Here is a 14,642-nt window from a genome sequence, read left to right as displayed (position 1 = left end):
TATTTCGGTTTTTCCATATACTCAGTCAAACAACGTCAGTAAAAGGGAAATTTTGCTAAAATGGTAGGTGTTTGCCTATACGTTTCAGATAGTTTTCTAACTTACTTTCGTTTCGAGTCATTTTTCATTATAATAGAGGAGATGGTCCTTTATAGGGATGAAGTAAATGCAGGAGGAAACAAGATGTCTGAGGATTTTTGGACTGTTCTGGAAAATGAGCAGACGCTGGAAAATATCCGTAAACGTCCGGGTATGTATATCGGCGCGCTGGGTCTGTCCGGCTTTGAGAATATGATGATTCAGCTTTTAGATGAATTGTTAAAGCTGCCTGATTCACCGGAAAACGCACAATTGAATATTGAACTTTCAGAAAATCAGATCATACTTTCCTTGACCTGTAAAAAAAACTGGCGGGTAGATCAGGACAATGAGTTTGGGATTACCCCTCACTTATCTCTTCAGGTTTTGCTGGCGCTCTCCGAGCAATTAGGATTGAGTATAGAGACGCCTAAAAAAAGAGAAATTCGGATCTATCAGGAAACAGCGTTGGTCAAATCAGCTAACATGGCCTCAAAAATCGATGATTATCGCTTGGAGCTGGCCTTCACGCCGAATCAAGCGTATCTTGGATCAAAACAGGTATCTTATTTTGTTTTGTTCAATCGCTGTCAGCAGTTAGCAATGCTCTATAGTGGCTTGGCAATCAATTTGTCAGAAGGCAGTAAACAGAAAAATCATCTTTGTTATGAACAAGGCTTGGTTGAATATATATTCCAAAAGGATCACGCGCTGACCCGTGGGATTCGACCATTGGTTATTAGGACTGCGAGAGAAGATGTGTTGATTCAAGCGGTTATCTCTAAAAATCCCTCGGCGAGCATTCGAGATAGCTTTGTCAATGGCCATCTCCCAATTGAAGGTGGAACGCATATGGATGGTTTCATGCAGGGAGCAGTTGATGGCATGAATAGGTTTTTGGAAGAAACAAATCGCATGAAAATCATGACTATCGAAAACTTTCCGGAGCGCTTTGATTTCGTTCTTTCGATACAAGTCAAACGCCCACGCTATGCGGGAGCGGTGAAACAAAAAATCAGAAATCCCGAGCTTTATAAAATCCTTCGTGAAGCTATAGCGGAAGAAGTTTTCCGGTTTTTGACGCGTTATCCTTCTTGGTATGTTAGTTGACAGTCACGATGGTAGAGAGGTAGAGGAAATGAAAGTATTCATTGATGGAGACGGCTCCCCAGTAAAGGATGCCACGATAGAGATTGCACTGGAGTATCAACTTGAAGTAACGATTGTAACTAGTGTGGATCACTATTCCTTAAAAGAATATCCTGAAGCTGTTTCTTTTGTCTATGTAGATAAAGGAGCAGATTCTGCGGATTTTCGGATTCTTAAGTTGATTCAAAAAGGGGATATATTGGTTACCCAAGATTATGGGCTTGCTTCTCTTGTTTTGCCCAAAGGAGCACTGGTCATCCATCAACTTGGTCGGGAGTATACAAAGGAAACAATCGATCAGCTACTGGAGCAGCGCTATTTCAGTGCGAAGGTTAGAAAAAGTGGCGGCCGAACAAAAGGCCCTAAGCCATTTACAGAAGTTGACCGAGCAGCTTTCAAAGAGAAGTTGATTGAGGTAATTGAACGAGAGCAAAAATAGGAATAAGGCAAAAGTGAGTAATTCTTGCGAATATTATTTAAGAAGAACTAGCCATTTAGGGAATAAGAAAATAGCAAGATGTATTCAAAGTCTGATCAAGCTGGTTCCACTATTGTTATTATTTAGCTGCATGAACTAGCATCTCTCAATAATAAAAGGAAATATGCTCATGAAAATAATGAGCAACATGCGTCTATCCATCTTTATTATTAGGGAGCCGACTAAGTTCATTCCGCTTTTATTATTTGCTTCTATTCCATTTTTTGATTTTATGCTAAAATAATGAAAAAGTAATTTTTTGCTGTGAGAAACATGATTCTAGTGTGAGTTGGCGAAAGAGTTTTACGCTTATTTTGTCAGCAATGGTGCATCGGTTGGACTGTGTTGCTTAGTTCGTCGTATTCATATTAACGGAACGATTTAGGAGGAAAAGGATTTGAAAATTGTATTGCTCTATGGAGGGAAAAGTGAGGAACATGAGGTTTCTATTTTATCCGCTTTTTCTATTTTAAAAGCAGTTTACTATAATTATTATCAAGTTCAACTAGTATATATAAGTAAGGAAGGCCAATGGGTCAAAGGCCCCTTATTGACAGAGGCACCAGAGGACGAAACCGTGTTACATCTGACTTGGAATCCTCAAGGAGAAGAATCAGAGAGCGATGATTTTACTGGCAAGGTCATCACACCTTGTGAGATAAAGGAAGAGGATTCGATTGTTTTCCCGATTCTTCATGGACCAAACGGAGAAGATGGAACGATCCAAGGATTCTTGGAAACGATGGATATTCCTTATGTTGGGACAGGAGTTTTGGCCAGTGCAACAGCAATGGACAAAATTATGACGAAATACTTACTTCAAACAGTTGGCATTCCTCAAGTACCATTTGTTCCGGTATTGGAAAATCAATGGAAAGAGAATCCTAAACAAATTTTTGAGAAATGTGAAGGTTCACTGATTTATCCGATGTATATTAAACCCGCAAATATGGGGTCGAGTGTAGGAATCAGCAAAGCAGAAAATCGAACAGAGCTTCAATATGGCTTAAAAGAAGCGTATAAATACGATTCAAGAGTAATTGTTGAACAAGGAATTGAAGCAAGAGAAATCGAAGTTGCAATTCTTGGGAATGAAGATGTTCGAACAACTTCAGCTGGAGAAATCGTTAAAGATGTAGAATTCTATGATTACAATTCAAAATATATAGACAATAAAATCACGATGCAAATTCCAGCAGAAATTCCAGCAGAAGTGCATCAAGAAGCAAGGAAATATGCGAAAAAGGCGTATATGGTTTTAGATGGTAGTGGCTTAAGTCGTTGTGATTTCTTCCTGACAAGCAAGAATGAGCTATTTCTCAATGAGTTGAATACAATGCCTGGATTTACACAGTTCAGCATGTATCCATTGCTTTGGGAAAATATGGGGTTGAAATACAGTGATTTGATTGAAGAGCTGATTCAATTAGCCCTGAACCGCTACAAACAGCGTCGTCAGACGACATTGGACGAATCGGTTCAATAGTTAAGTCAACATGCTTTATCTAATTATTGATTAAGAGCTTATGGCCGAGACATTTTTTCATTGTAGAGGAATGTCTCGGTTTTCTGATGCGTTATATTGGAAAGCGCATGTCCATGATGATTTAAATCCGTAGAAAAGCAGGAGGAATAACACCGTGAAACTTAATTTTTGGGAAATTGCACAAGCCGTTCAAGCAGAAAATGATTGGCAACAGTGGGAGGACTTTTCTGTAACGGGCATTGAGTTTGATAGTCGAATTATTCAAGCAGGCAACCTGTTCGTACCATTAACAGGAAATGCAGATGGGCATCTGTTTGTCGGAAAAGCTCAGGAAAATGGCGCTTCCGCAGCATTTTGGAGTAGTGAATCAGCAGCACCAAAGAATTTGCCCATTTTGAGAGTAACAGATACGCTGACTGCCATGCAAAAACTGTCGGTCTACTATTTAAAGAAAATGGCACCTGCTGTAATCGGAGTCACTGGAAGCAATGGGAAGACAACAACTAAGGACATGATCGAATCTGTGCTCGCACAAAAATATCGGACATATAAGACACAAGGAAATTATAATAATGATATAGGCTTACCGTATACGATTCTACATATGCCCGATGAGACAGAGAAGCTCATTCTTGAGATGGGAATGGACCATGCCGGAGAAATTTCTTTCTTATCAAAGCTGGCACAGCCTGATGTGGCGGCGATCACGATGATTGGGGAAGCCCATATTGAATATTTGGGTTCACGACAAGGAATTGCTGGTGCGAAAATGGAAATCGTTGATGGGTTGAAGCCAGATGGCTTATTGCTTCTGCCAAATGAAGAGCCGTTGCTGCAGCCATTAACAAGCAATCTGAGTCAGACGATCAAAACATTTGGTTGGGCATCAGATGCTACGTATCAAGGCACAGTTAAAGAAGTCGGAAAAGAGTATACGGAATTTACAGTTTCTGGATTTGAAGGAGTATTGCGAATTCCTGTACCAGGTTCTTATAATGTGACCAATGCTTTGATAGCAGTTGGCATCGGTCAATGGTTTGGTCTTTCAATGGAAGAAATCAGTAAAGGCTTGGTTGATCTCGTTGTAACGAAAAATCGGACAGAGTGGTTGGAAGCTGGGAATGGTGCAGGTATTCTGAGTGATGTCTACAATGCGAATCCAACGGCAATGAAATTGGTGTTAGACAATTTTAGAGTAATGAAAACTAGTGGTAAGCGTCTTGCCGTTTTAGGTGACATGCTTGAGCTGGGACCGGATTCTAAAGCGATGCATCGCTCTGTTGAGAAATATTTGAATTCAAAGGAAATCTCAGATGTTTTCTTATATGGAGAAGAGATGGCCAGTCTGTACGAGGCGCTGAAAGACAGGTATAGTGGACATGTGCATCATTATCAGAAGGAAGCGAAAAAAACACTGATTCAAGATGTGCAAGATACTTTGACATCACAGGATATAGTAGTTTTAAAGGGAAGTAACGGCATGGGTTTAGCGGAAGTTGTCGCTGCTCTGCAAAATGAAAGCTAATTTTCATAAAACTTGCTGAAAAGTGTGATTTGTGATAAAATAAGCTGTTGTCAGAAGATTTGACTAAAATAGATGACGGAGCACATATAACCGTCAATTGTTTATATAAAACTTGAACAGCTGAACGATTCCGTTTGGCTTTTCTGTTGTCAAACTTCATTCATACGTTTGGATTTTTCGATAGAGTTGATAAGATAGTTTGATAAAAGAGTATATCTCTATTTGACATAGAATGGAGCAGCCCACAAATTTCGGTGGTCAGCATCATTCAACGAAGCAAACTCCGCGGCTGGATTTATTGACTTATTGAAATGTTTAAGAATTGGGGCAAAAGCCCCCAAACAATAAGATATTAGGAGGATCACATTGAAATTTAGCGAACTTGGTTTATCATCAACATTACTATCTGCTATTGAACGATCAGGATTTGAGGAAGCGACACCGATTCAGGGAGAAACAATTCCATTGGCTCTAGAAGGAAAAGATGTTATTGGACAGGCTCAGACGGGAACTGGTAAGACAGCAGCTTTCGGTCTGCCGATGCTGGAAAAAATCGACACTGCCAATCGCGTGTTACAAGGACTGGTCATTGCACCGACAAGAGAACTTGCTATTCAAACACAAGAGGAACTTTATCGTCTTGGAAAAGATAAAAAAATCCGTGTACAAGCGGTATACGGAGGAGCGGATATTGGTCGTCAGATCAGAGGCTTGAAGGATCATCCACATATCGTTGTTGGAACACCGGGACGTCTATTAGATCATATCAATCGTCGTACGCTGAAATTGGGTACTGTGGAAACATTGGTATTGGATGAAGCGGATGAAATGTTAAATATGGGTTTCTTGGAAGATATTGAAAAAATCATCTCTCAAGTTCCAGCTGAGCGTCAAACATTACTGTTTTCAGCAACGATGCCACCAGCAATCAAGAACATTGGTGTGAAGTTCATGAAAGAACCACATCATGTCAAGATCAAAGCGAAAGAAATGACTGCTGATTTGATTGATCAGTATTATGTTCGTTCAAAAGATTATGAAAAATTCGATGTTATGACTCGATTATTAGATGTTCAGTCACCTGAACTGACAATTGTTTTCGGTCGTACCAAACGAAGAGTTGACGAGTTGGCACGTGGTCTGGAAGCTCGCGGATTTAAAGCAGAAGGAATTCACGGAGACTTGTCTCAACAAAAGAGAATGAGTGTTTTACGTTCATTCAAGAACGGTAATTTAGACATCCTTGTAGCAACTGATGTTGCAGCCAGAGGTCTGGATATTTCCGGCGTTACACATGTTTACAACTATGATATCCCTCAAGATCCTGAAAGCTATGTTCACCGCATTGGTAGAACAGGTCGTGCAGGAAAAGGCGGTATGTCTGTCACTTTCGTAACTCCAAGTGAAATGGGCTACCTTCACGTTATTGAGTCATTGACGAAGAAAAGAATGTCTCCATTAAAACCACCAACCGCCAAGGAAGCATTTCATGGAAAATTAGGTGCTGCATTGGAAACTGTTGGCGACAAATTAGCAGAAAATGGTTTGGATAAATATTTGGACTCAGCTGATGTGTTACTGGAAAAATATTCTTCTCAGGATTTGGTTGCGTTACTTCTTAAAGTAATCTCAAACGATCCGGAAGATGCAGTACCGGTAAAAATCACGCCTGAGCGTCCATTACCTTCACCAAAAAGCGGCGGCTTCAATAAGAATAAACGTCATAGCGGCGGCGGTGGAAACCGTCAACGTAAAGATGGTCGTTCATACCGTGGTAAAAACAATAAGAGCGGCAATAGCTATGGCGGTAACGGCGGCAGCAATAGCAATGGTAGTGGTAGCGGAAGCTACAACAAAGGGAAGAAAAATTATTCTTCCAAACGCAGTAATGATAAAGGTAGAGGCTTTGTCATTCGCGAAAAAGGAAATAACTAAACAAATGACAATATTTCAGACTGCGGGTAAAGCCTTAAGTGGTTGCTTCCCGCAGTCTGAAATTTTTTAGTATCTTTTCTTTTTTATTTGGGGTTCTTGTAGGAAAAAACTCTTTTTTTTGATAGAATGAATGTAATTTATTGATTTGGAGTGCTGGAAAGATTATGATTAAAGGGATTGGCATCGATATTGTAGAGCTGTCAAGAATTGAAAAAATTATTGAAAACCGCCCATCCTTTGTTAAGAGGGTGTTGACTGATAAAGAATTGGAGATTTTTCATCCCCTCTCAAAGCGACGCCAGATAGAATTTCTTGGCGGTCGTTTCAGTTGCAAAGAAGCTTTTTCGAAGGCTTGGGGAACTGGGATTTCTGGTGTTGGTTTTCAGCAAATAGAGATATTGAGAGATGAGCACGGCGCGCCAAAAGTAACAAAGTCGCCACACCAAGGGAAGGTATTTGTGTCGATATCCCACACCGAAACAACTGCAATCGCACAAATTGTTTTAGAGGAGTAGTTGGACAAAATCAATTGGAGCAGGAGGGATACATAATGGTTAGCGGTAGTTACCGGCCTACGAAATTAATAATTGATACACAGGCAATTACTGAAAATGTCTCCCAGGAAGTTGCGAGACTTCCAAAGGATCGAGAGCTCTTTGCAGTAGTAAAAGCAAATGGCTATGGACATGGTGCTGTTCAAACAGCCGTAAGTGCACGTAGAGGAGGCGCTACAGGTTTTTGTGTAGCCTTGTTGGATGAGGGCATTGAGTTAAGAGAAGCAGGAATCATGGAGCCTATTTTGATTCTGGGTGTTGTAGAACCGATTTACATAGAGTTATTACTGAAATATGATTTATCTGTGACTGTAGCAACATTGCCATGGCTTACAGAAGCACAGGAAATTTTAGAAAAAGCTCCTGCTGAACGGCGGTTAAAAATACATATAAAAGTAGATACAGGAATGGGGAGGTTAGGATTTACTTCAATTGAAGACACGCTCCAAGCAATAGAAGCGGTTCGTTCAAATACTGCGATGGAGTGGGAAGGGCTGTTTACTCATTTTGCTACGGCAGATGAGATTGATCAAGAATACTTTCTTGAGCAGCAAAGATTTTTTCAAAAAGTTCTTGCTGAATTACCGGAGCGACCGAGATATGTTCATAGTGAAAACAGTGCTGCGGCTTTATGGCATCCGGAAAGCCCAGGAAATATGATTCGTTTTGGGGTTGCGATGTATGGACTGAATCCTTCTGGAACCGCGATCTCAGAAACCTACAAGCTGAAGCCTGCTTTACAGCTGAAGACTACTTTGATACAGGTCAAGGAATTATCTGCCGGTGCAGGGATAGGCTATGGGAAGACGTATACAGTATCAGCACCGAAAGAATGGATTGGGACCTTACCGATCGGATATGCAGATGGTTGGTTGAGACATATGCAAGGATTTAATGTGTTAGTAAATGGGAAAAAATGTGAAATTGTTGGAAGAGTGTGCATGGATCAGTGCATGATTCGGCTACCGGAATATGTACCCGATGGGACAGAAGTTATATTGGTTGGAGAAAGCCAAGGGGAAGCAATCACGTTACAGATGATTGCGGAGCATCTATCAACCATCCACTACGAAGTTGCCTGTACATTTTCACAACGTATAGACAGAGAATATAAATAGGGAGGATTACCATGGTCAAACGCGGAGATATCTATTTTGCTGACCTCTCTCCTGTTGTTGGTTCAGAACAAGGCGGGATTCGCCCTGTCTTGGTTATACAGAATAATTTGGGAAATCACTTTAGCCCGACGATCATCGTTGCGGCGGTGACGGCTAAAATGGCTAAACCAAAATTACCGACACATATTGGAATCAACTCTGGGGAGACTGGAATCGAAAGAGATTCAGTGATTTTATTAGAACAGATACGAACAATAGACAAAGCAAGGCTAAAAGAAAAGGTTTGCCACCTTGGAATTGAGATCATGACTGATGTGGACCGAGCGTTGGGGATTAGCGTGGGGATACTCGAAGCAGAAGCAGAAGAAGCAGTAGATACATATCAAATATAGTGGTTCTGACAGTTAAGAAAAGGATCAACCTATTGCTATACATAGTGAGGAATGAAGAATCACAATCAATTTTCAAAGATTGCACTCTTCAAGAATCTAGATAATACGGCTTTTTTTAACAGTTGTTGGGGGACAGAAAAAAAAGTTGGCAAGAATAAAGTGTAATGTTACAATGGATTATGTATAATTAGGTATAAAAATAGATAACTTCACAAATGATTCGTGTTTTTATTATGGTATAAAGGGGTTTTTTATTTGGTCATAATCATTATAGGTGTTTTAGTCATAGCTATGCTGGCCTTTTTCAGTTATGAACTGATCAAAAGAATCAATCTGGATCGGCTGCCGGCTGAAAACACCAAAATGCAGAGAAAAATCAATGTTTACAGACAGCAGGAAAATAGCCGTCTGATTGTTTCCATGGTCGTAGCAATAATACTCATTTCATTGTTTTTATTAGGGATTCTTTATCACCAATACACATTGGAACAAGATAATGAATCGTTGAAAACGGAAGTGGAAACGCTTGGAAGTAGCAAAAATGTTTCAGTAGAAGAATACAAGGAGAACAGCTTGAAATTAGCTGATTTTTCTTGGGGAAAAATCGTAGAAAGTAAAGATGCTGCAGCCAAAAAGAATTATGAGCTGCAGCTTTCCAGAGAATGGCAGCCTTTTTTCGGTGAAATCAGTGTGACGATCCTTAAAAGTGCAAGTACCAATACCTTGACTGTTTCGGTTTTTTCTTCTTCACTAGCTAATTCTGGATTCACTACAGCAGAAAAAAATGTAGAGAAATTTGTGAATGAACTGGGAAATGTACCAGAAGTCGCAATGTTGGATTTCAATTTTACATATCGGGATAAGACAAACACATTGACGAAAGAATCAATGGTCTACTCAAAAGATGATCAAAATGATGGGTTGAAAAAAGTTGAACTTACCTAAGTAATCGAGATAGTTTATATTTAAGAGAAATTTAAGATGGGGTGTAGAACAAATGGCAAAGAGACGGTTAATTAAAAAGATTAACGAAGTTTCTGATGAAGAATTGGCACAAGAGGTGCTAAATTCGGAAAGCAGTACAGAAGAGGTTGGAGGTTCAGCTGTTTTGACAGAACAGCTTGAAAAACAAGAGCAGGAGATTAGACATTTACGTGAACTGCTTGAAGAGTATCGTTTGCAAGAAGAAGATTATGAGAAAGAAAGAGATGAAAATTTCAAGCTTTCTCAGCAAAACAAACAGCTAGCGCTTAAGGTGGAAACGCATCAGGACGAAATGGACACTTTAGCGGATAAAAATGATGAGCTGGAAACTTTGTTGAATCAAAGAGAAGCGGAAATCGATGAGCTGAAGAGCAATCAATCAGTTTCATCTTCAACAGAAACAGAAGAGTTGAAGCAGCAAATTCAAGAATTGCAGGAAGAAAATTCTGAAGCACAAAGACAGATTAGTAATTTGGAAGCTGAGCTCTTGGTAAAAAATAAAGAATTGGAAACAAAGATTTCAGAAAAAGAGCAGGAAATTTCACAACTGCAAGCTGATTTATCCTCTCGTGGCGCAGTGACGGAAAAACAAGAAGCATTGGAGACGGTGAAAATGGAATTAGAAGAATTAAACAAAGAGCTTCAAACACGTGAAGAAGAAAATCAGGCGCTTAACGAAAAGATTGCTGACCTTCAACAAAAATTAGCTCAGTTGGAAGAAGAAAACAGCATGTTGAGTAGCAAGGCTGATACTTTAACAACAGGTACTTCTGTAGCTGGAGCTAACGAGCATGTTCAAGAATTGAAAAAAGAATTGACTACTGTTTTGAAAGAGAAAGGTGACTTGGAAAGTACACTGGGACGTATCCAAGCTGTAAACGACAAGTTGTCTGTTCAAAAAGATGTTTTTGAAGCAGAATTGGCTACTTTAAGAGAAAATTACACACTTAAGGAGAACGAGCTTGAGTCAGTTAAATCTGATTTAAGTGCATTACAAAGCGGAACATCTGCTGGTGAAATGAAGGGTGAGCAACTCGCGGAACTTCTACAAGCGAAACAGCAAATCAATGATCTTTTGTTGAAAAACCAATCATTACAAGAAGACGCGCTGAAATCTCAACAAGAAATCGGTGAAGTAATGGTTTCTGCTAAGAAAGAAGCAAACAGAATCATAAGTGAAGCACAAGTTGAAGCCAAACATATGATAAACTCTGCAGAGTTGGAAATGTTGAATATTGGAAACCGTGCGAAGAACATTTCGAATGAAGTGGAAGAATCTAAAAATGAAGTAATGACAATTTATCGTGAATTGGAAGAAAGACTAAGCAAGCTTTCAAGACTAGATAAGAATAACGGCTAACCATTGTTAGAGTGGAGAAACGAATCAATTACTTGGCTCGTTTCATCAAAAAAACAATAGGGAGTACCCTTCCTCTTATGTAGGATGATTTAGAGGAAAGGGCTAACGGACCGCAAAAATGAAGAAACGAATCAATTACTTGGTTCGTTTCTTCAAAAACAATAAGGAGTGAGTGATTCAATATGAAAAAGAATAGGATAAAAGCAGTTGTTACATTGTCCTTTTTGTGTGGGATTATTGGATTGACGACTTATTTTGTAAATACAACTCAAATTGAAGGGTCTACACCGGAGACGGGTGCGACATCCAGTGAAGAAAATAAGGATGCCAAAGTAACGACAACAAGCGTTGCTCCTGGTTCGGAAAGTGTTAGTGAAAGCTCATCAGCAGAGGTGGAACAGCCAGCGGCTCCAGAGGCTACTCCAGCTGAACCGCAGCCTGAAACAGAGATTTACACTGTTCAAGAAGGGCAAAATCTCTGGGAGATTGCACAGGCTACAGAGATGTCTATGCAGAATTTGATGAATACCAATCAGCTGAGTAGTAGTGCAATTTTTGCTGGTCAGGAACTGCTTGTAGAAAAATAAAAATGCATTATCTTAAAAAATACAGTAGAGTTTTCAGTTTGTTAATTAAAAACTGAAAACTCTTTTACTATCTACCAGTTTTTATGGTAAATTGAGCAGCATTTTGTTATCCTTAAAAGGATAAGAGTGTAAATAGAGGTGCAGCATGGATGAGTTTGTAGAAAACTTAAAAAAGATGAAACGCCAAGGGGATTCCCAAGTAGGAAAACGCCCAATAACAAATAAACGAAAAAAAATAGATTTGGCAAGTCAAGTAAAGATAGCAGAAGAAAAGCGGAAATTAAAAAGAAAACCAGACGAAGAACTCAAGAAACGTAAAAAACGGCCATTAGAGGCGCAACAGAGGCCAGAAAATCCTTTGGAACCTCAGAACAAACCGAAGAAGAAAAAGGCTGTAGAGAGAAAGTCAGGGCCTAAAAAGAAAAGACGTAAACTGAGTCCGGAAGAAATTGAGCGACGCAGAAAGAAAAAACAGAAAGAACAAATTTTAGAAATTGTAAAATTTGTTCTACCAGTCATTATTATGGCTGTAATTGTTTTCCTTTTTATTTTCAATACATCCCCTCATATGGTGGATGGCGATTCGATGAATCCTACATTGATCAACGGAGATAAGGTAATTGTCACTCGGACGAAAAAACCAGAGCGCTATGACATTATTACGTTCGACCCTCCAGTAGATAGTGATTTTCAATATGTGAAACGTGTCATTGGAATGCCTGGTGATGCAATTTGGGTCAATGGTTCCGAGCTGTTCATTAATGAAGGGGGCAAAGTTCCCGAAAATATGGAAGAAACAGCGGCTAATGAATTGCCTGATGGAACTATCAAGGTCACACTCTCTACAAAAGCTTTGGAGCAGCTGGAAAATGTCGAGAAGATTCCAGAGAACTGCTATTTTGTTCTAGGAGATAATCGTGACAATTCTTCTGACAGTCGTGATTTTGGTTTAGTTGGCAGCAGCTCAATCGAAGGGATCGTTTCTTTCCGTTACGGTCCAATGAATTCTATCGGTTGGATTAGCTAGAGTTTATGAATGAAAATTATTTTGAATAAAACATAGCCTTGTTAGATAGGCGTAGGTATAGAATAATTTTAGTTATTTTTACCAATCGGATTAACTTTTCTTTTGAACAAAAAATCGAGTAAATAAAAAAGCATCGCATGACAAGTGAAATTGTCAAGTGATGCTTTTTCTTTCTTTTTTGTCATTTCTTTCAATTAGTAAAATAAGATAAAATCGCTATTTTTGGTAATTATTCTCAGCAAATTTCGATTTTTCAGAGAAAATAGAGAAATTTGAGAAGTTTTCTTTGTTATAATGAATTTGTCAAGATTGATGCTTGGTTATTTATTGAGTAACTGTAAAATCAACTGCTCAATCTCATTCATATCATAATTATTGCCAATATCAGAAAAGACGTACGTTATTTTCTGTTTTTCAGAGATATTATCACTATAAATGTTAGATAGCAATATATCATAATAACTATCTTCTTGATATAGCTCAGCTTTAATAGGATATTTATGGCCAAGCACATTGTCCAAGTGTTGAATAACCAATTCACCAATAAATGGATTCAGTGAATGATAGACACCAATCACGATTTTTTCCTCATTCAGTTCTGCGATATGATTGAGAATGATTGTGTAGTTAATTTCTGTGAATCTGTTTTCAAAGCGATCCTTGTCTTCACTGGAATCGAATTTTTCAGAAGCAAGTGCCATGATATCATTCACTTCATTTCTTGAAAAAGGATGTCGTTGTGCATGAATGATAGACTCAATCGTCCAGTTGTCAAAGGGCAAGATGAATCCGTCGAAATAATAAAGACGGGAATGCAGCTGAAATAGCAAATTCTCAATATAAGATAATCTTGAAGAAGAGGCATAACTGGATAGATAGCCTTGTTGCTTTAAATATTTTAAGATTACTTTGTTCATGTAGTTAAGATACGATCCGCTCTCTCTCTGTGCTTCTGCTAGACGGAAAGCAAACGCGGAGTTAGGCGAAAAATTGTTCATTGAGCAAAAGAAATCATAAAACATATATGCCTCATAAATAGTGTATGGGCGATCGATTTTTTTCATGTATGTATGAAACGATAGATTGATTTCTTCAAATAAAGGACGATCTGGATAATCATAGTTTGGGCTGATGACAGGATTAAATTCTGATGTCATTCGACGCAAAGATATTTTCATCCATAGCTTTATTTGAAATACTTCTGTAGGATCAAAGGTTACGTTTAAAGATTCTTTCAATGTATCGACGAATCCTAGGTATTGATTGGATGTTTCTTTTTCTAATTCTGTTTTATCTTCAAAAAGGAACCAGAAGAAATTAAAGAAAAAGTAACGAATTTGTTTCTCTTCACCTACTAATTTTCCTCTTTTAATCTGCAATCGGAACTCCTTCAGCAGCTCATTCAACTCAGTGACCTTTCTGTAGTAGGTTGCAGAACTAATCGCATAAGTTAATTGGAAATAGTCGCAGCTTACTTCATTTTTTTTGAAAAGCTGATTGACCATCTGAAATTTTATGGATTTATCAAGAAAAAGAAGAACGACCTTTTTTAAAGGGAATCCAAGTTCTTTTTTCAAGTACAGATTGTCTCCTTCTGCAGAAATTTGTACATTCTCAGATATACCGTTTTCTTCAAGGAATTGGCGCAAAAAAGAAAGATATTCATTTAATGTTGGTAAACTTATTTGAAAAGCTTCGATCAATTTACTCTTAGTAGACTGTCCTTGATTGTTATATAAGAACAATAGAATATCATTCATATAGTCGTAGGGCTTTTCTAAAAAATCTCGTTTTAGCATGATAGACACCTCACTTTAAGCATACTTGATTCATGATAAAATGGCAATATTAATCTGAGAAAAGAATATTATTCGCAACTGCGGATTTCTTTTTTCATAGAAGTTATATATAATAGAATCAAAGGGTGTCTCAAACTCTGGTAATAATAGAGTTTACCTGAAGGGAGAAT

The 14,642-nt window shown here is 38.6% G+C and carries 13 protein-coding genes; 12 read left to right on the top strand and 1 reads right to left on the bottom strand.

The window, feature by feature from the left end; translation table 11 throughout:
• Positions 1 to 183: 183 nt before the first annotated feature.
• The 12 genes from A5888_RS09075 (at position 184) to lepB (ending at position 12,673) form a co-directional block, all read left to right on the top strand.
• The gene (locus tag A5888_RS09075; protein WP_086350016.1) at positions 184 to 1,188 is read left to right on the top strand and encodes a hypothetical protein; all 1,005 of its coding nucleotides are present in this window, start codon (positions 184 to 186) and stop codon (positions 1,186 to 1,188) included.
• A gap of 28 nt (positions 1,189 to 1,216) precedes the next feature.
• A complete protein-coding gene (locus tag A5888_RS09070) occupies positions 1,217 to 1,666 on the top strand; it encodes a YaiI/YqxD family protein (RefSeq protein ID WP_086350214.1) in 450 nt (149 codons plus the stop codon).
• A gap of 436 nt (positions 1,667 to 2,102) precedes the next feature.
• Positions 2,103 to 3,191: a D-alanine--D-alanine ligase gene (locus A5888_RS09065; RefSeq protein ID WP_086350017.1), complete on the top strand. Its 1,089-nt coding sequence runs from the start codon at positions 2,103 to 2,105 to the stop codon at positions 3,189 to 3,191.
• A 154-nt stretch (positions 3,192 to 3,345) separates the two neighbouring features.
• Positions 3,346 to 4,716: a UDP-N-acetylmuramoyl-tripeptide--D-alanyl-D-alanine ligase gene (locus A5888_RS09060; protein ID WP_086350018.1), complete on the top strand. Its 1,371-nt coding sequence runs from the start codon at positions 3,346 to 3,348 to the stop codon at positions 4,714 to 4,716.
• Positions 4,717 to 5,082: 366 nt separating this feature from the next.
• Complete coding sequence (cshA, locus tag A5888_RS09055; protein ID WP_086350019.1) at positions 5,083 to 6,651, top strand: degradosome RNA helicase CshA; 1,569 nt, start codon at positions 5,083 to 5,085, stop codon at positions 6,649 to 6,651.
• Between the two features lie 164 nt (positions 6,652 to 6,815).
• Positions 6,816 to 7,166 (top strand): holo-ACP synthase, encoded by a 351-nt coding sequence (acpS, locus tag A5888_RS09050; protein WP_086350020.1) that lies wholly within the window; start codon positions 6,816 to 6,818, stop codon positions 7,164 to 7,166.
• A 35-nt stretch (positions 7,167 to 7,201) separates the two neighbouring features.
• Entirely contained in the window at positions 7,202 to 8,323 is a 1,122-nt protein-coding gene (gene alr / locus A5888_RS09045; RefSeq protein ID WP_086350021.1) for an alanine racemase, read from the top strand.
• 11 nt (positions 8,324 to 8,334) lie between these two features.
• Entirely contained in the window at positions 8,335 to 8,715 is a 381-nt protein-coding gene (locus A5888_RS09040; protein WP_086350022.1) for a type II toxin-antitoxin system PemK/MazF family toxin, read from the top strand.
• Positions 8,716 to 8,970: 255 nt separating this feature from the next.
• A complete protein-coding gene (locus A5888_RS09035) occupies positions 8,971 to 9,660 on the top strand; it encodes a hypothetical protein (RefSeq protein ID WP_249274513.1) in 690 nt (229 codons plus the stop codon).
• Positions 9,661 to 9,712: 52 nt separating this feature from the next.
• Positions 9,713 to 11,059 carry a hypothetical protein gene (locus tag A5888_RS09030; protein ID WP_086350023.1) on the top strand — a complete coding sequence of 449 codons (1,347 nt, stop codon included), beginning with the start codon at positions 9,713 to 9,715 and terminating at the stop codon, positions 11,057 to 11,059.
• Positions 11,060 to 11,241: 182 nt separating this feature from the next.
• Positions 11,242 to 11,646 (top strand): LysM peptidoglycan-binding domain-containing protein, encoded by a 405-nt coding sequence (locus A5888_RS09025; RefSeq protein WP_086350024.1) that lies wholly within the window; start codon positions 11,242 to 11,244, stop codon positions 11,644 to 11,646.
• A gap of 145 nt (positions 11,647 to 11,791) precedes the next feature.
• Positions 11,792 to 12,673, top strand: a complete 882-nt coding sequence (gene lepB / locus A5888_RS09020) for a signal peptidase I (protein ID WP_086350025.1) — start codon at positions 11,792 to 11,794, stop codon at positions 12,671 to 12,673.
• 320 nt (positions 12,674 to 12,993) lie between these two features.
• Here the strand turns inward: lepB and A5888_RS09015 are convergent, their stop codons facing one another.
• Positions 12,994 to 14,472: a helix-turn-helix domain-containing protein gene (locus tag A5888_RS09015; RefSeq protein WP_339102044.1), complete on the bottom strand. Its 1,479-nt coding sequence runs from the start codon at positions 14,470 to 14,472 to the stop codon at positions 12,994 to 12,996.
• Positions 14,473 to 14,642: the final 170 nt, after the last annotated feature.

It is taken from the genome of Enterococcus sp. 9E7_DIV0242 (assembly GCF_002140975.2).
Taxonomy (GTDB): domain Bacteria; phylum Bacillota; class Bacilli; order Lactobacillales; family Enterococcaceae; genus Enterococcus_L; species Enterococcus_L clewellii.
This window is presented reverse-complemented; position numbering and strand designations above follow the sequence as displayed.